14 protein-coding genes are annotated in these 17,200 nt (G+C 67.7%); 8 read left to right on the plus strand and 6 right to left on the minus strand.

The features are described 5' to 3' along the window. Positions 1-31 precede the first annotated feature (31 nt). Positions 32-1,600, plus strand: a complete 1,569-nt coding sequence (locus ACXJKM_RS06635; protein ID WP_457351131.1) for a flavin monoamine oxidase family protein — start codon at positions 32-34, stop codon at positions 1,598-1,600. 54 nt (positions 1,601-1,654) lie between these two features. Beyond that, complete coding sequence (locus ACXJKM_RS06640; protein ID WP_457351133.1) at positions 1,655-2,857, plus strand: erythromycin esterase family protein; 1,203 nt, start codon at positions 1,655-1,657, stop codon at positions 2,855-2,857. A gap of 4 nt (positions 2,858-2,861) precedes the next feature. Here ACXJKM_RS06640 and ACXJKM_RS06645 read toward each other — a convergent pair whose 3' ends face one another. From ACXJKM_RS06645 to ACXJKM_RS06665, 5 genes are all read right to left on the minus strand, one after another. Next, positions 2,862-3,344, minus strand: a complete 483-nt coding sequence (locus ACXJKM_RS06645; protein ID WP_056191892.1) for a hypothetical protein — start codon at positions 3,342-3,344, stop codon at positions 2,862-2,864. A 38-nt stretch (positions 3,345-3,382) separates the two neighbouring features. Further along, positions 3,383-4,390, minus strand: coding sequence for a reverse transcriptase family protein (locus ACXJKM_RS06650; protein WP_457351135.1), 1,008 nt, complete (start codon positions 4,388-4,390; stop codon positions 3,383-3,385). A gap of 512 nt (positions 4,391-4,902) precedes the next feature. Then, complete coding sequence (locus ACXJKM_RS06655; RefSeq protein ID WP_056191887.1) at positions 4,903-5,955, minus strand: 2-oxoacid:ferredoxin oxidoreductase subunit beta; 1,053 nt, start codon at positions 5,953-5,955, stop codon at positions 4,903-4,905. After that, a complete protein-coding gene (locus tag ACXJKM_RS06660; RefSeq protein ID WP_457351137.1) occupies positions 5,952-7,787 on the minus strand; it encodes a 2-oxoacid:acceptor oxidoreductase subunit alpha in 1,836 nt (611 codons plus the stop codon). The genes ACXJKM_RS06655 and ACXJKM_RS06660 overlap by 4 nt, the downstream gene beginning before the upstream one ends. Before the next feature lie 79 nt (positions 7,788-7,866). Further along, the gene (locus tag ACXJKM_RS06665) at positions 7,867-9,645 is read right to left on the minus strand and encodes an FAD-dependent oxidoreductase (protein ID WP_457351139.1); all 1,779 of its coding nucleotides are present in this window, start codon (positions 9,643-9,645) and stop codon (positions 7,867-7,869) included. A 415-nt stretch (positions 9,646-10,060) separates the two neighbouring features. Between ACXJKM_RS06665 and ACXJKM_RS06670 the strand changes: the two genes are divergently transcribed. After that, a complete protein-coding gene (locus ACXJKM_RS06670; protein WP_457351141.1) occupies positions 10,061-10,771 on the plus strand; it encodes an Hcp family type VI secretion system effector in 711 nt (236 codons plus the stop codon). On the opposite strand, the gene ACXJKM_RS06675 is transcribed toward ACXJKM_RS06670, so the two are convergent. After that, a complete protein-coding gene (locus ACXJKM_RS06675) occupies positions 10,749-11,450 on the minus strand; it encodes a phosphatase PAP2 family protein (protein ID WP_056191880.1) in 702 nt (233 codons plus the stop codon). The genes ACXJKM_RS06670 and ACXJKM_RS06675 overlap by 23 nt on opposite strands. A 137-nt stretch (positions 11,451-11,587) precedes the next feature. Between ACXJKM_RS06675 and ACXJKM_RS06680 the strand changes: the two genes are divergently transcribed. The 5 genes from ACXJKM_RS06680 to ACXJKM_RS06700 all read left to right on the plus strand — a co-directional run bounded on the left by ACXJKM_RS06680 (position 11,588) and on the right by ACXJKM_RS06700 (position 17,134). After that, positions 11,588-12,574, plus strand: a complete 987-nt coding sequence (locus tag ACXJKM_RS06680) for a KpsF/GutQ family sugar-phosphate isomerase (protein WP_457351143.1) — start codon at positions 11,588-11,590, stop codon at positions 12,572-12,574. Position 12,575: 1 nt separating this feature from the next. Continuing rightward, entirely contained in the window at positions 12,576-13,157 is a 582-nt protein-coding gene (locus ACXJKM_RS06685; protein ID WP_457351145.1) for a KdsC family phosphatase, read from the plus strand. After that, complete coding sequence (gene lptC, locus ACXJKM_RS06690) at positions 13,154-13,813, plus strand: LPS export ABC transporter periplasmic protein LptC (protein WP_457351147.1); 660 nt, start codon at positions 13,154-13,156, stop codon at positions 13,811-13,813. The genes ACXJKM_RS06685 and lptC overlap by 4 nt, the downstream gene beginning before the upstream one ends. Continuing rightward, complete coding sequence (locus ACXJKM_RS06695) at positions 13,810-14,583, plus strand: SDR family oxidoreductase (protein WP_457351149.1); 774 nt, start codon at positions 13,810-13,812, stop codon at positions 14,581-14,583. Before lptC ends, ACXJKM_RS06695 begins: the two co-directional genes overlap by 4 nt. 223 nt (positions 14,584-14,806) lie before the next feature. Then, entirely contained in the window at positions 14,807-17,134 is a 2,328-nt protein-coding gene (locus ACXJKM_RS06700) for a DUF5916 domain-containing protein (protein WP_457351151.1), read from the plus strand. Positions 17,135-17,200: the final 66 nt, after the last annotated feature.

Genomic DNA, 17,200 nt, shown 5'->3' on the forward strand with positions numbered 1-17,200 from the left:
CCCCAGTTGTACATACAAGTGGAGCATTCCCATGACGACCTATGACATCGTCATCGCCGGCGGCGGCGTGTCGGGCCTGTATTGCGCGCTGCGCCTGGCCGACGCGGGCCACCGCATCCTCGTGCTGGAGGCAGCGGCCGACCGCTGGGGTGGGCGCATCGAGACCGAGGACATGGATGGCTTCATCGCCGAGTACGGGCCGATGCGCTTTGAGCCGACCCTACAGCCGCGCTTTGCCGCCCTGTGTGCCGAACTGGGCGTGGGCCTGCTCGATTTCTCCGGCCCTTCATCGGATCAGGTCAGCACCGATGACACCGACCTGCCCGAGGCCGAGCGCGGCCTGAACTCGCTGCAGCTGCTCAAGCGCGGGGTCATGCTCATCATGGGCCGTGCGCCCGATGACCAGGCCTGGATCGATGCGCTGACGGAAGGCGACTACATGCGGCTGCGCAAGCACGCCCAGCTGCACGGCCAGCCGCTGTGGGACATGGGCTTCTGGAACGCGTTGTCGGCGCAGGGCATCCTGAGCCACCGGGCGCTGGTGAAGCTGCGCGACACCGGAACTTTCTATCACATGATCCCGGAGAACCTGAACGCGGCGGAATGGATCATCTGGTGGCTGCGCGCGCTCAAGACCGTGGGCCAGCAGCTCGCCAGCATCGAGGGCGGTTCGGCCAAGTTGACCGAAGGGCTGCTCACACGGCTGCGCGGCCATGCCAACGTGACGCTGGCCGGCGGCCACAAGCTGATGGGCGTGCGCCCCGTGGAGCTGGGCAAGCCGACGCTGGCCCTGGACGTGGCGACGCAGAACGGCGCTCTCACGCTGCGTGCCGAGCGGCTCATCCTCGCGCTGCCGCGGCTGCCGCTGCTCAAGCTGACGCGCCACCTGCCCGAACACATCGGCTCGCAGCTGGACTGCGTCAATGGCTTTCCGATGCTGAAGGTCTTCTTCGTCTGCAACACGCCGTGGTGGAGCTATGGCCAGGCGCCACAGCAATACGCCAATTGCATGCCGACGCGCGAGATCCACTACTTCCGCCGCGCCCCCGAGGCCGACGCCGACGGCCACGGCATGGTGCTGCTCTATATGGACCGCCCGTCCACCGAGTTCTGGCGCCACTACGTCATCGACGGCGACCGCCACGACCGCGCCGAGGTGGACCAGAACGCGCGCATCGTCGATGCCTTCACCCTCTTCGTGGCCCGCGACGTGAAGCGGGCGGCGGATGCGAATGCCGAGTCGGCCTTGAAGTTGACCGACAACGCACGGCGCGTCTTTGGCGACCTGAGCCTGGCCGAGACCAGCCAGTACATCCGCAACAGCATCATCACGTATGGCATCCGCGACTGGGCCCGCGCGCCCTACGGCGCGGCCAACCACGGATGGCAGCCGGGCGTGCGCTCGTGGAAGGTCATGGACGCCTTCAAGGCCTTCGATTTCGGCAGCGGCGCGCGCAACTTGCACATCGTCGGCGAGGCCTATTCGGACTACCAGGGCTTCATCGAAGGGGCGCTGAACAGCGCCGAKCTGGCGCTGGCGACCATACCAGCGCGGCCCGTGGACGAGGCCGACCAGGAGCCCAGCTTGGGCCTGTCCTGAGGAGCCAGATACCAGTTGCGAGTGGCTATCCTGCCCGCCACAGAAGGAGTGGCGATGAGCAGGAAATGGCTGGCGCTGGCCGCGCTGACGATGATGGTGACGAGTGCCCGGGCGGCCGAAGACGGCTCGATGGACTGGGTGCGCGCCCGGATGAAACCCATGGCCGCGAACTCACCGGCAGAGCTGACCGATGCGCAGCTGCAGGCCTTTGGCGACGCCATCGGCCATGCCCGCGTCGTGGCCCTGGGTGAGCAGACGCATGGCGGCCGCCAGGAGTTCGAGCTCAAGACGCGGCTGGTGCGCTATCTGCATGAGCAGAAAGGCTTCGACGTGCTGCTGCTGGAGAGCGGCGTCTTCGACGTGGCGCTGCTGCAGCAGGCCATGCAGCGCGGTGAGCAGCTCGATGCGCTGGCGCCGGGCAATGTCTTCTACATGTACTCCAAGAGCGACGCCGGCCGCACGCTGCTGCGCTATCTGGACGAGGCGCAGGCCGGTTCCAAGCCCATGCTGCTGTCTGGCATCGACAGCCAGCTCAGCGGGGCTCTAAGCCGCAGCGAGCTGCCGCCACGACTGCGCGCCAGGCTGCAAGGCGATGCCAGCGACTGGCCGGTGTTCGAACGCCTCGCCGACAAGCTGATGCAGATGGACCGCACGCCACCATCAAGCAACGACGCGAAGACCTTCGACGCGGTGGCCACGCGTCTGAAGGCCGCGCTGTGCAAGCCCGGCGGCGACGAGTTGCTGTGCCGCAGCCTGGCCGGATTGCAGGCCCAGGCGGCCAACTTCTGGCACGGCGAATACTTGCGCGACCACGAGATGGCCGACAACGTGCTGTGGCAGCTGCAGCACGTCTACCCGGGCCGCAAGGCCGTCATCTGGGCCCACACCATCCACGTGGCGCGCGGCGTGAAGTTCGACGACAGCCATCGCTATGCCGGCGACATCCTCGGCCAGAAGCTGGGCCGCGACTACTACGTGCTGAACACCACCGCGCTGCAGGGGCGCTTCATGGAGTTCGCCTCGGGCGAGGTGCAGGCAATCCCGCCGGCCTATCCGCGCAGCCTCGAGTCCGCCCTGGCCAGTGATCCGGCCGGCTTCGCCTTCCTCAATGCGCCGAAGAAGCTCAAGATCGGCCTGCCGGCGCGCGGCATGGAGTTCGGCTACAGCATCCCTCTGGGCACCGGCATTGGCCTGGGTGCGCAATGGGACGGCGTCTTCTACATCCGCGACATGGCGCCCGTGAAGATGGAGCGCTAGGCGCTCAAGCCGGCTTCGCCGTGCAGGCCTTGGCGGCCGAAAGCCCACGAAGATAGCCGCGCCTCACGCCGCCGGCGGTGATGGCCGCGCTGACTTGATGCGCGTAGCGCTCGGCGCCGCTGAGCTTGCGCACCCAGCCGCGGAAAGGAATGACCCCCTCGGCCGTGCGCTGCAGCGCACCGGTGGCGGCATCTCCGCCCCGATCTAGCAGGCCGGGATTGCCACTGGTGTGAGGGGCATCGAGGTCAGGGCCGAGCACTTCGTCCAGCGCACGGATGCCGGCCGCCAGGCCGCCACAGCTGGCGTCAACGGGCGTCGCGTAGGGCGCCGCGGCCGCGGTCTTCAGCACCTCGGGGATGTCGGCGCGAACGACATTGAGGTCGCTGAGTGGCGTGGTCGCGGCGGTGGCGACCTTGTCCTGGTTGGAGCTGGCACAAGCGGTCAGGACGAGGGCAGTGGCAAGGAGGATGAAGGGATATGCGCGCATAGTCTGCGCATCATCTCAGGCCTTGCAACACACCCGCATCACGTCCCGACGCCGTAGCTCAGCCTCATAGGGCGCAAACGGGGAACAACACTCGCGACTTTGCTGTCTGACGGCGATGGTCGGGCGGGCAGGGCTGCAGCGAGCTTGCGTGCCGCAAAACAGCGGCTGCTCAACTCCGGCCGAAAGCTATCGTCGACGCTGGCTGCCGCGGCGAGATGCCCGATCAGGCGAGACAGCAATACACGACGCGACTCATTTCCCTCGGCCAATAGCAGTTCCTGACGCGCCGCGTCGATGCGGCGCAGCTGAGGCGCAGGAACCCGCAGCCCGTCGCGCGTCAACATCACGCCCGTGACGAGCTTGTCCTCGCCCGGTCCGTAGCAGGCTTCTGCATGAGGAAGGAAACCATGCCTCCGCACGACATCACCGGCCAGCGCGAGGAAGCCATGATCCGCGCCATCACCCGAGAACGTCAGATCGTCCACATAGCACGTGAAGCGGAGCCTGTGCCGCGACGCAAGTTCCTGCAATTCATCCAGCATTGGCCGAACCACGTGAAATGCAAGCACCTGACTGACCGGGCTGCCGATGGGAGCGCTGCCTTGATGCGTAAAAAGCCTTGCAAGCAGCGATGCCACATCTCGGGAACACAGCATCCCATCGACGAAGAGGTGCCAGACTCTGTCCTTCGTGATCGAGGGGTAGAAGTGGCGAATATCCAGCTTCGCGATGTTGCGCGCCGTCTCATGCGCACGCGCGTTTGTCAGATGCGATCGATGTGTCTGCCCGGACTGCAGGTAATGCGGCACGGCTATTCGATTCAGCAGCACTGCAAGGCGCCGATGGACCGCGAGAAGCAACGGCATCGGAACATGAACCGTTCGCTGTTTGCCACCCGTGACGCGGGTGCATTCACGGTAATTGTTCGCCCGCGCCGCAAGGCCTTCCAACTTCGGCAGCGACAGTCCCAGTATTTCGCCAGCCAGCCGTTTTCGGCTTTCAAGACAGTACAGCGGACTTTGATTGGAAAGATAAGGACGCTTCATTGATGCTGAGAAAACAGGGGTGTTGAAGACATTCCCATCAGACCCCCCAGAAGGTCTTGATGAGCCAGACCACACTGGCGGTGGCTCTCAAAGCCAGCTCCAGCTTCGCCCAGAGGGTGTCTTTCAACGCTCGCCGACGGCTTGGACGTCGTTGCTGCTTTGCCATAAAGGCATCCTTTCTGCACAGCGCCTCCCAGTTGGAGGCTCCAAACGGCTGTGCATGCGCAAAGCGTGGCGAGTGCACCCTGCTACCCAACCCGTTAACACCGGGGCGTCCAAGCCCCGGGGGAACGCGCCCCCGAAGAGGGAAGCGACTACGGCAGAGGCCAGAAGGTCTCCACGGACTGAAAGTCCCTGTCAATGAATTTTGCAAAACGCCCAAGCGCGTCAAGACTAGGCGCTGGCGGCAAGACTTCGATCAAGGGAAACACTGTCCGGATTGATCCGAGTGACCCACCTTGGGATCATCCGGTCATCACACTCGCCGCGGGCACGAGGACGGCCCGCGCCTGCTATCGCAGGCTGGCGTTGATCTTGGCGAGGGCGGCGGCGCCCGGGCAAAGTGCTGCTTCGCCCAGGGTGTTCAAAGGCACCGTGGCCGTGCGCTGGGCAGCGTGCCAATCCCTGGCCGCCGGGTCGACATAGAGCAGGCCAGTGGCAATCTCGCCGGCTGCGGCATGGAGTTGCATCGCATGCATCGCGTTCAGGCGGTCGGTGGGGTCGTAGTCGGGCGCCATCTTGCGCAGCCGCAGCGTGCTGCCATCGGCCTGCGGCACATCGATGACATCGGGCGAGTGCTCGACGACCTGCTCTTCGGCCAGGTCGATGAAGTCGATGCGGTTCAGCGCCTCGTTGTGGTCGCGGACATGGTCATAACTGCGCGTCGAGCCGGCGTGGTTGTTGAAGGCCACGCAGGGGCTGATGACGTCGATGAAGGCCGCGCCGCCGTGGCGCATGGCGCCTTCAATGAGGGGCACGAGCTGGGTCTTGTCGCCCGAGAAGCTGCGCGCGACGAAGGTGGCGCCGAGCTGCAACGCGAGGGCCGCGAGGTCGATGGCGGTGTCGTTGTTGGTTGCGCCCTTCTTGGCGACCGAGCCTTTATCGGCCGTGGCGCTGAACTGGCCCTTGGTGAGGCCATAGACGCCATTGTTCTCGACGATGTAGACCATGCGCACGCCGCGCCGCATGGCGTGCGCGAACTGGCCCAGGCCGATGGAGGCCGAGTCGCCGTCACCGGAGACGCCCAGATACAGCAGCTCGCGGTTGGCGAGGTAGGCGCCGGTCAGCACGCTGGGCATGCGCCCATGCACGGTGTTGAAGCCGTGGCTGGCACCGAGGAAGTAGTCGGGCGTCTTGCTTGAGCAGCCGATGCCGCTGAGCTTGGCGACGCGGTGCGGCTCGATGTCGAGCTGCCAGCAGGCCTGCACGATGGCGCCGGAGATGGAGTCGTGGCCGCAGCCGGCGCACAGCGTCGAGACCTTGCCTTCGTAGTCGCGGCGCGTGTAGCCGACCGCGTTCTTGGTCAGGCTGGGATGGTGCAGCTTGGGCTTCGCAAGATAGGTCATGCGGCACTCCTCGGCGCCGTGGCCAGCGCATGCACATGACGCGTGATCGCGTCGATGATGAAGCGGGCCGTGATCGGCGTGCCGTCGTAGTGCAGCACCGGCGTGAGGTGAGCCGGCGCCACCTCCAGCTCGTTGACCAGCATGCGGCGCATCTGCGCATCGCGGTTCTGCTCGACGACGAAGACGGCGCCATGCGCGGCGATGAACTCGGCCACCGACGGCGGGAAGGGGTAGGCACGCAGCCTCATCGCGTCGATATGGATGCCAGCCTCGGCCAGCGTCACCAGCGCCTCATCCATGGCTGGCGAAGTGGAGCCGAAATAGAGAACGCCGACGCTGGTCTTCTGCGCGGCGGCGCGCACCAGCGGCTGAGGCGCCAGCAACGCGGCGGTGGCGAACTTGGCGCGCAGGCGCTCGACGTTGCGGATGTAGTCGTCACCGCGCTCGGAGTAGAGGGCCTGCTCGTTCCTCGTCGTGCCGCGCGTGAAGTAGGCGCCCTTGCTGGCGTGCGTGCCGGGCAGGGTGCGCCAGGGGATGCCGTCGCCGTCGACGTCCTTGTAGCGCGCAAACTCCTTGCCGGCGTCCAGCTGCTCGGCCGTCATGACCTTGCCGCGGTCGTAGCGGCGTTCGTCGTTCCATTCGAGCGGCGCACACAGGCGCTGGTTCATGCCGATGTCGAGGTCGCCCATCAGGAAGACGGGCGTCTGCAGGCGCTCGGCCAGGTCCAGCGCATCGGCCGCGAACTCGAAGCACTCGCGCGGGTCCTCGGGCAGCAGCAACACATGCTGGGTGTCGCCGTGCGAGGCGTAGGCGCTGGAGAGCAGGTCGGCCTGCTGGGTGCGCGTGGGCATGCCGGTGCTGGGGCCACCGCGCTGCACGTCGATGACGACGAAGGGAATCTCGGCGAAATAGGCCAGGCCCAGGAACTCCGTCATCAGCGACACGCCGGGGCCGGACGTGCAGGTGAAGGCGCGCGCGCCGTTCCAGCCGGCGCCGGTGATGATGCCGATGGAGGCGATTTCATCTTCGGCCTGCACGATGGCGTAGCGCTTTTCGCCGGTCTCGGGGTCGGTGCGGAACTTGGTTGCGTATTTCTCGAAGGCTTCGGCGACCGAGGATGATGGCGTGATCGGGTACCAGGCGCAAACGGTGGCGCCGCCGTAGACGCAGCCCAGGGCTGTCGCCGCATTGCCCTCAATGAAGATCTTGTCGCCGACCGCATCGGCCGTCTTGACCTTGAGCCCGAAAGGCTGCACCGACAGATGGTCGCGCGCGAACTCAGCTCCCGCATGCAGGGCGCGCACATTGGAGTCCAGCAGCCTCTCCTTGCCCTTGTACTGCTCGGCAAAGAGCTTCTCGATGACAGCGGCTTCGATGCCCATCAGCTCGCTCAAGGCGCCGAGCACGAGGATGTTCTTGAACAGCGTGCGTTCGCGCGGCACGTCGTAGGTCGCGTTGCAGATGGCCGTGGCCGGCATGCCGATGACGTGGATGTCGGGCCGGAAGGCGCTGGCCGGCATGGGCTTGGTGCTGTCGTAGAACAGATAGCCGCCAGGCTGGATCTCGGCCAGGTCCTGGGCCCAGGTCTGCGGGTTCATGGCCACCATCAGGTCCACGCCGCCGCGCCGGCCCAGCCAGCCGGCCTCGCAGACGCGCACCTCGTACCAGGTCGGCAGGCCCTGGATATTGCTCGGGAAGATGTTGCGCGGGCTGACCGGCACGCCCATGCGCAGGATGGCGCGCGCAAACAACTCGTTGGCCGAAGCCGAGCCAGAGCCGTTGACGTTGGCGAACTTGACGACGAAGTCGTTGACGGCTTCGATGCGGCTCATGCGGCCTCCCGACGGGCCGCCCCTAGGGAGGCCGAGCCCCCTCGGGGGGCAGTGCGCGAAGCGCGCGTGGGGGTCGTCGTCATACCACCTCCTTGCGTGTCGCGGTGTCACGGCAGGCCGCGCCGGCCTTGGCGGTGACCAGCAGGAACTTCTGCATGTCCCAGGCTCCCGTCGGACAGCGTTCGGCGCACAGGCCGCAGTGCAGGCAGACGTCCTCGTCCTTGGCCATCACGCGGCCAGTCTTGAGACCGCCCTCGACATAGACGTCCTGCATCAGGTTCAGCGCCGGTGCCTTGAGCCGCTCGCGCAGGTCATCGCCGTTGTCGGTGAAGGTGATGCAGTCSRTCGGGCAGATGTCSACGCAGGCGTCGCACTCGATGCAGAGCTTTGGCGCGAACACCGTCTGCACGTCGCAGTTCAGGCAGCGCTGGGCCTCCTTGAAGGCCGTGGCGGCGTCGAAGCCCAATTCCACCTCGACCTTGATGCTGGCCAGCGCGATGTTGGCAGCCGTCCAGGGCACCTTGCTGCGCAAGTCGTTGGTGATCGCGTTGTCGTAGCTCCACTCGTGAATGCCCATCTTCTGGGACACGAGGTTGACGTGCGGCGGCGGGCGCTGTGTGACCGGCTCGCCGTGCAGCAGGCGGTCGATGCTGACGGCCGCCTCATGGCCGTGAGCGACGGCGGTGATGATGTTCTTCGGGCCGAAGGCCGCGTCGCCGCCGAAGAAGACATGGGGCAGCGAAGACTGGAAGGTCTGCGCGTTCAGCACTGGCAGCCCGTGCTCGTCGAAGGCGATGCCCGAGTCGCGCTCGATCCACGGGAAGCTGTTCTCCTGGCCGACGGCGATCAGCACCTCATCGCAGGGGATGACGATCTCCTCACCTGTCTGCGCCTTCTTGAAGCGCATGCCGGTCAACTTGCCGCCGACATGCTCGAAGGCCAGGGGCACATGGAAATCGAGGATGGGGATGCCTTCATGCTCGGCGTCCTCCTTCTCCCAGGGCGAGGCCTTCATCTGCGCATAGCCGCTGCGCACGGTCACCGTGACCGACGAGGCGCCCAGGCGCCGTGCCGAGCGGCAGCAGTCCATGGCCGTATTGCCACCGCCCAGCACGATGACACGCGGCGCGACGCTGGTGACATGGCCAAACGACACGCTGGCCAGCCAATCGATGCCGATGTGGATCTGCTCGGTGGCCTCCTGGCGCCCTGGCAAGGGCAGGTCGCGCCCGCGGGGTGCGCCGCAGCCGACGAAGACGGCGTCCCAGCCCTCGGCCAGCAGTGCCTTCATCGATTCGATGCGTTGCCCGGCGCGCCACTCGACACCCAGGCCGAGGATGTAGCCGCACTCCTCGTCGATGACGCGCTCCGGCAGCCTGAAGCGCGGGATCTGCGTGCGGATGAAGCCGCCGGGCTTGGCTTCCCCGTCGAAGACGGTGACCGCATAACCCTCCAGCGCCAGGTCACGCGCCACCGCCAACGATGCTGGCCCGGCACCGACGCAGGCCACACGCTTGTTCTTGCGCGCGGCGGGCTTGGGGATCATGGCGCGGAACCCGTCGCTCTTGTTGTCCGCCGCCACGCGCTTCAATCGGCAGATGGCGACGGGCTCGGGCTTGGCTGCCTGCTTTTCTTCCACGCGACCACGCCGGCAGGCCGGCTCGCAGGGCCGGTCGCAGGTGCGACCCAGCACGCCGGGAAAGACGTTGCTGACCCAGTTGACCCAATACGCCTCGTCATGCCGCCCCTGCGCGATGAGGCGGATGTACTCGGGCACCGGCGTGTGCGCCGGGCAGGCCCATTGGCAATCGACGACCTTGTGGAAATAGGCCGGGTCCGAGATATCGGTCCGCTGCACGGTGTCTCCTCCGTGGTGTTGGGACCTGCTCACATGGCGGGAGTCGGATGCGTTGCCACCCAACAGCCCGCGAGCAAGGCGCGAAACGAAGCTGGGGTAGGCCCCAGCGAGGCTTCGCAACGCCGTGCGCGGGCTGTTGGGCGGCAACCCTGCGGGAGAGGGGCTGCGCGGGCGCACAGCGTTGTTGCGCGCATCGCCCGGGCATGCAGCCCGGGCTTCAGCGCGACGCCTAGCCGTACACCCGCGCGGTCCCTCTCGCACCGATTCCCGTCATGTGAACAGGTCCCTGTGCGGCGAGTCTAGGACGCCCGTTCCCTCCTCGACTCTGTGGAAACCCTTTGCATCGTGGGGATGGCGGGCACCCCCGCTCTTGCCCAGCATCTCTGCGCCCATTCCGGGCGCAAGGAGATTCGACATGGCTTCTGGTTTCAAGCAGGCCTGGCGGGTGGCGGTGCTCGCCATCGGTCTGGCCACGGCGGGCCTCGCCCAGGCCGCCAACGACTATTTCCTGCACATCGACGGCATTCCCGGTGAATCGACCGACAAGGACCACAAGGACTGGATCGACATCGAAAGCTTTTCCTGGGGCCTGACCCTGGTCAGCAGCGGGGGCATCGGCAAGGCCAGCTTCTCCGACCTGGCCTGGACCCAGCATGTCGACGTCTCGATTCCCAAGTGGTTCCTCGCCGTCGCGACGGGCAAGCACGTCAAGACGGTCACGCTGGACGTGGTCAAGGTATCCGCCGGCCGCAACGACTCCTTCTTCCAGATGATCTTCAGCGACACCCTGGGCAGCAGCCTGCACATCAGCGGCGGCGGCGGCGGCAGCGAACTCTTCGCCAGCGCGTCCATGACCTCGGGCGACACCGTGAAGCTGCGCTATCGGCCCCAGGACAACAAGGGCGGCTTCGGCGCCTGGGTGGAGGGCAGCTTCAATCTCAAGACCAACTCGGCCACGGCCGTCTTCAGCGGCGACGAGACGGTGCTGCTGGGCCTGTTCGGCTCCGGCGGCAGCGTCGCGTTTGACGCCGGCGCGGTCACGCCGGTGCCGGAACCGGCGAGCGCCCTGTTGCTGCTCGGTGGCCTGGCCGCCTTGGCCGCTCTCAGGCCGCGGCGCCGCGCTTGAAGCGCCACGGCCGGACCTGGGCGGCGGCCACGGTCACCGCCCAGCAGATCCAACCTGTCCACATCGTGTGGCTGGGGTAATGCGCACCGCGCAGCATCTGCCCCACGCCATAGACGACGCCCAGCAACACACAGGCCAGCACCCAGGCGCGCGCAGCCCGCGGGTAGGCCCGCGCCAGCGCCCAGCCGCCGCAGAGATAGGCGAAAGCCGCGCTCGCATGGCCGGAAGGGAAGCAGTGCCCGCCACCGCCGTCATGCGCACCCAGCACCCAGTGGGAGATGTAATGGGCCACACCGCCAAACTCGGCCAGATCCCAGGGGCAGCTCGTCAGGCTGAAGCGCTTCATCAGCGAGATGACGGCCAGGCAGACCAGCGTCGTCACCAGCCACCAGCGCCGCTCCGGCCGGCTCAGCGCGGGCAGCAGCCGCGGCACCAGATTGAGCAGCACGATGAAGCCCATGGCCAGGTAGGAGACCAGCCGCCCGCCTTCGTGGATCAGCACCCGCGTGACCCAGGCCTCGCGCAACGCGAAACCGTTGGCGTCGCCGCCCAGGCGCACCGCCCAGAGGTCGAGATGGCTGAGGTCCCAGGCCAGCAGCGCCAGCAGGGCCAGGGCCAGCGCCAGTGCGCCGGCCGGCAAGGCGGCGCGCGCGGATCGATCTAATGGCTTGGTCGGCATAGGCCGGCATTGTCCGGTGGCGCCGAAACCACCAGGCTTGCTGCTTGCTGGCGTCTCACGCGCGCTCTGACCTGCCCCGCGAAGAGGCTGAATGCCACGCCGGTTACCCCGCGTGAGCCCTTGTCTACACTGGCCTCATGAGTTCTCCCGTCTTTGCCGCCGAGCGCGCTGTGCGCATCGGCCGTCAGGCGCTCGAGGTCGAGGCCCGTGCCCTCGCCGAGCTGGCGCCCCGCCTGGGCGACGCCTTTGCGGGCGCCGTGCAGCTGATGCTGGCCTGCCGCGGCCGCGTGGCCGTCATGGGCATGGGCAAGAGCGGCCACGTGGGCCGCAAGATCGCCGCGACGCTGGCCTCCACCGGCACGCCCGCCCTCTTCGTCCACCCCGCCGAGGCGGCCCATGGCGACCTCGGCATGGTCACCAGCAGTGACGTCGTGCTGGCTCTCTCCAATTCCGGCGAGAGTGACGAGCTCAACGCCATCCTGCCCGTGCTCAAGCGCCTGGGCATTCCCATCGTCGCCATGACGGGGCGGCCGCAGTCCAGCCTGGCCGCCCATGCCGACATCGTGCTCGACAGCGCGGTCACCGAGGAGGCCTGCCCGCTGCAGCTCGCGCCCACGGCCAGCACCACGGCCCAGATGGCCCTGGGCGACGCCCTCGCCGTGGCCCTGCTCGACACCCGCGGCTTCAAGGCAGAGGACTTCGCCCGCTCCCACCCCGGCGGCACTCTGGGCCGCAAGCTGCTGACGCACGTGCGCGACCTGATGCGCAGTGGCGACGCCCTGCCCCGCGTGGCGGCCGACACCGGCTTCACCGACCTGATGCGCGAGATGAGCGCCAAGGCCCTGGGCATGGCCGTGATCGTCGACAGCGACGATCACGTCCTTGGCATCTTTACGGACGGCGACCTGCGCCGCCTCGTCGAGCAGGGCCGCGACCTGCGCGCGCTGACAGCCGCCGAGGTGGCCCATGCCAGGCCACGCACCGTCGGCGCCGAAGCCCTTGCCGTGGACGCGGCCGACCTGATGGAAGCCGCGCGCATCACCGTCGTCCTGGTCGTCGATGCCGAGCAGCGCCTGCTGGGTGCCATCAGCATCAACGACCTCATGCGTGCCAAGGTGATCTGAAGTGAAGCCAGCACTGAAATTCTCTCCCGAACTCCTGGTCAAGGCGCAAGGCCGTGGCCTGGCCATCAAGCTGGCCATCTTCGATGTCGACGGCGTGCTGACGGACGGCCGCATCTACATCGGCGAGCATGGCGAAGGGTTCAAGGCCTTCAACACGCTGGACGGCCATGGGCTGAAGTCGCTGCAGCAGGTCGGCATCACGCCGGTCATCATCACCGGCCGAGACAGCCTGGCCGTGCGCCGCCGCGTCGCCGACCTGGATCTGAAGCACGCTGTCTACGGTGCGCGCGACAAGCTCGCCGCCGCCGAGCCCCTATTGGCCCAGTTAGGCGCCAGTTGGGACGAGGTCGCCGTCATGGGCGACGACTGGCCTGACCTGCCCCTGATGACGCGGGCCGGCTTCGCTTGCGCGCCACCCGGCGCTCATGCCGAGGTACTGGCCATCGCCCACCATGTCACGCGCGCCGCCGGTGGCTACGGCGCGGCGCGCGAGTATTGCGATGTGCTGCTGATGGCCGCCGGCCATTACGAGCGTCTGCTCAACACTCATCACGACACGCTGGACGGGGGCAAGGCCTCGTGACACCGGTTGCATTGCCGGCACCGCTGCCGCGCCGCCAGAAGCCCAGGCCCATGCTGTGGCGGCTGCAGAGCCTGCTGTCCAACTACCTGCCGCTGCTGCTGATGGCCGCGCTGGCCAGCGCAACCTGGTGGCTGGTGAAGAACACGCCGCTGATTGACGCACCGGGCGAGGTCGCGGCACCGCGCCATCTGCCCGACTACCGCATGGCCAACTTCGAGATCCAGCGCATCGGCGCCGATGGGCGGCTGCATGTGCAGATCGCCGGCGCCGAACTGCGCCACTACCCGGACACCGACACCGTCGAGATCGACGAGGTCCGCGTGCGTGCCATCGGGCCGGACGGCAGCCTGGCCATCGCCGACGCCAAGCGCGCCCTCAGCAATGGCGACGGCAGCGACATGCAGCTGCTCGGCAACGTCCACCTGCGCCGCCTGCCACCCGGCGCCGGCGAGAACGCGCCGGCCCAGCTCGAGGTGCGTGGCGAGTTCCTGCAGGCCCTGTCCAACAGCGAGATCCTGCGCTCGCACCTGCCGGTCACCATCCGCCAGGGCAGCTCGACGCTGCACGCGCAGAACTTCGAGTACCGTCACCTGACCGGCCAGGTCCACTTCACGGGCAGGGCGCAGGGGCAAATCGTCTCCAAGGCCCCGAAATGAGCGAGCTGGTCTTCATCACCGGCGCGTCCAGCGGCATCGGCCAGGCCCTGGCCCTGCGCTACTACCGCGACGGCGCACGCCTCGCACTGGTCGCGCGCCGCACCGCCGAGGTCGAACGCTGGGCGGCCGAGCAGAAGCTCGACGCGGCCCGCTTCAAGGTCTACGGCGCGGACGTTGCCGACCTGGACGCCATGGCCCGCATCGGCCGCGAGTGCATCACCGCGCAAGGACTGCCGGATGTGGTCATCGCCAATGCCGGCATCAGCATCGGCATGGACACGGCCCACTTCGACGACCTCGAGGTGATGCGCCGGACCTTCGAGACCAACAACGTCGGCCTGGCCGCGACCTTCCATCCCTTCGTCGCGGCGATGAACGAGCGCCGCTCGGGCACGCTGGTCGGCGTCGCCAGCGTCGCGGCCATCCGCGGCCTGCCGGGGCACGGCGCCTACAGCGCCAGCAAGTCCGCCGTCGTCGCCTACTGCGAGAGCCTGCGCGGCGAATGCCGCCCCTTCGGTGTGAGCGTCGTCACCCTGCTGCCGGGCTATATCGACACACCGCTGACGCGCGGCAACCGCTACAGCATGCCCTTCCTGATGCAGGTCGACGACTTCGCCGACCAGGCCGTGCGCGCCATCCGCGCCCAGGTCAGCTACCGCGTCATTCCGTGGCAGATGGGTGTGCTGGCCAAGCTGCTGCGGATATTGCCCAACTGGCTCTACGACCGGGCACTGGGCAGCCGGCCGCGCAAGAAGCGGGCGAGCGAATAGGACTGTTCACGGCCCGCGCGCCGTGGCTACACTGCGCGCCTTCGACCCGAGAGCTGCCGATGCAGCCGAGGAGGACATCATGGCCAAGGTGCTTCACCCCTGCTAAGCCCGCGCGCTGAACATCGTTTCAGCGCCGCCCGCTCGCTGCTGCACGTCCACCGCTGACGGCGCCAGCCCATTGATTCCTGCGGCCCCGTTCGGCGGCCGACCTCGGACGAAATTCATGATTTTTCGCCTTCTCGGCTCGGGCATGGCCCTGGGCCTTTGCGCCCTGGCCCTGCCCGCCTGGGGCAACACCCCCGAACTTCAACACCCCACCGCCCTGCGCCTCGCAGCCGGCGAAGCCACGCCTGTCATTGACGGGCAGCTGGATGACGCGGCCTGGCTGCGTGCGCCCGTTTACGAGCGCTTTGCGCAGTTCCTGCCCGCCGACAAGCAGGCCGCGCGCTGGCGAACGACGGTGCAGGTTCTCGTCACCGAGGACGCCCTCATCTTTGGCATCCGCGCCTGGGACCCCGAACCCAGCCGCATCCGCGCCCCGCTGGCCCGGCGCGATCAGGTCAAGGCCGACCAGGACTTCGTCTCCGTCTTCATCGACCCCGTCGGCCATCGCCGCACGGCTCAGTACGTGCGAGTCAGTGCGGCCGGCGGCGTCGAGGACGGCCTGTTCGCGGCCGAAGAGGACACCGAGGACTCGGCGCCAGACTTCGACATCCACGCCGCCGCGACCCGCCTGCCCGACGGCTACAGCATCGAGCTGCGCTGGCCCATCGCGGCGCTCAGGTTCCCACACGACGGCGGTGCACCCTGGCGCATCATGGTCGCGCGCAACATCCCGCGCGACGACCGTACGCTCAACGTCAGCTCGCCGGCTCTGAACAAGGACGCGCTGAGCTTCATCGCCGAGCTGCAGCCGCTCGATGGCCTGGGCGATCTGGTAGAACAGGTGCGCGAACGCAGCTTCATCGGCTTCCGGCCCGAGCTGACGTTGCGCTCGACGCGCGACAGCAGCAGCAGCAGCAACGGAAATGACAAGGACGGCACCCGCCGCACGCGCAAGGCCTCGCTGGGCGCCGAGTTCAAGTGGCGACCGCGCGCCGACTGGGTGCTGGACGCAACGCTCAACCCCGATTTCTCCCAGGTCGAACTCGACGCACCCCAGCTCGCCGGCAACACGCGCTTTGCGCTCAGCGTGCCCGAGAAGCGCCCCTTCTTCCTGGAGAGCGCCGACGTCGTCGGCCCGACCCAGCCCGATGAGTCGGGCGAGAACCGCAGCCTCGCGGCCTTCTACACCCGTGCCATCACCGACCCCGACTGGGGCCTGCGCGCCACCTGGCGCGGCGCGGGTGCCGAGGCCACCGCCCTGCACCTGCGCGACGCGGGCGGCGGAACGGTGTTGCGCGCCGGTGCCTTTGCGACGCGCAGCGGCGTGCAGCCACGCGGCTCCCAGGCCAGCTTCGCGCGCGGCCGCACGCAACTTGGCGACCTCGGCCTGGCGGGCCTGGTGTCGCTGCGCGACTTTGGCAAGGGGCTGACGACTCAGGTCATCGGCAGCGACGCTGTCTGGCGTGCCGGCGACAGCGACCAATGGCGCGGCCATCTGCTGCTGTCCGATACGACGCTGGGCCTGGACGCCGACGGCCAGGTACTGCGCGTGAGCCGCGAACGCGGCCACCGCGCCTGGGCGGCCTGGCGCCACCGGGATGCCGACTGGGCGGCCAACGTCAACATCGAGGAAATCAGCCCGCGCTTTGCCAATGACAACGGCTTCGTCAACCAGAGCGGCATTCGACGTGCGTCGGCCTTCGGCTATCTGCGCCTGGGGCCACGGGAGTTCGCCGGCATCGACATGCACGACCACGAGGTGCAGCTGAAAGTTCAGGAGACACGCACCCTGGCCGATCCGCTGCTCGGCGTCGCGGCAGGCCAGGTCGTCGACCGCCTCTTCCAGCCAGGCTTCTGGTTCGCCGCCGCACGCAACACCGGCGTCTGGGGCCATGTTGGCCTGGACAGCCACCGCGCCCGCAGCGGAGGCCGGCTGCATGCGACGCGCACGCTGCTGATCGGCATCGAGTCCAACCCCGGCGAACTGCTGAACTACGTGGATGCCGAGGTCGAATGGGGCCGGCGCCTGGACGTCGACGCCGATCGCGTGGGCCTGGGCGCGCAAGCCCAGATCCAGGCCCAGATGCGCCTGCCGCTGCCCGCCGGGTTGTGGCTGGAGTTCGAGCAGCGCTTCGGACTGGCCTGGGTCGATGCACCCGATGGCCACCGCGCCTTCACCGACCGCAGCGCCCAGAGTCTGGTCGTCTTGCACCTGAGCCCGCGCGATTCCCTGCGGCTCATCCAGCAGCAGACCCGCTTCAACCGCCGTGACGACGCCAGCGCGAATCTGGCTGCGCAGAACAACCGGGGGCGGGTGCTGTCGTTGATGTTCCAGCACCGTGTCGGGCTGAGCCGCATCATCAGCCTGGGCCTGAACCGGGCTCGTGAACAGCCAGGTGCCGTGCGCGCCAGCGAGGTTTTCGCCAAGGCGACGCTGGGGTTCTAGAGATGCAGCCCCAGAAAAGACAAAGCGCCCGAAAGGGCGCTTTGCTCAGATCTCTTGCGAGGCTGT

It is taken from the genome of Roseateles sp. P5_D6, from assembly GCF_054049415.1.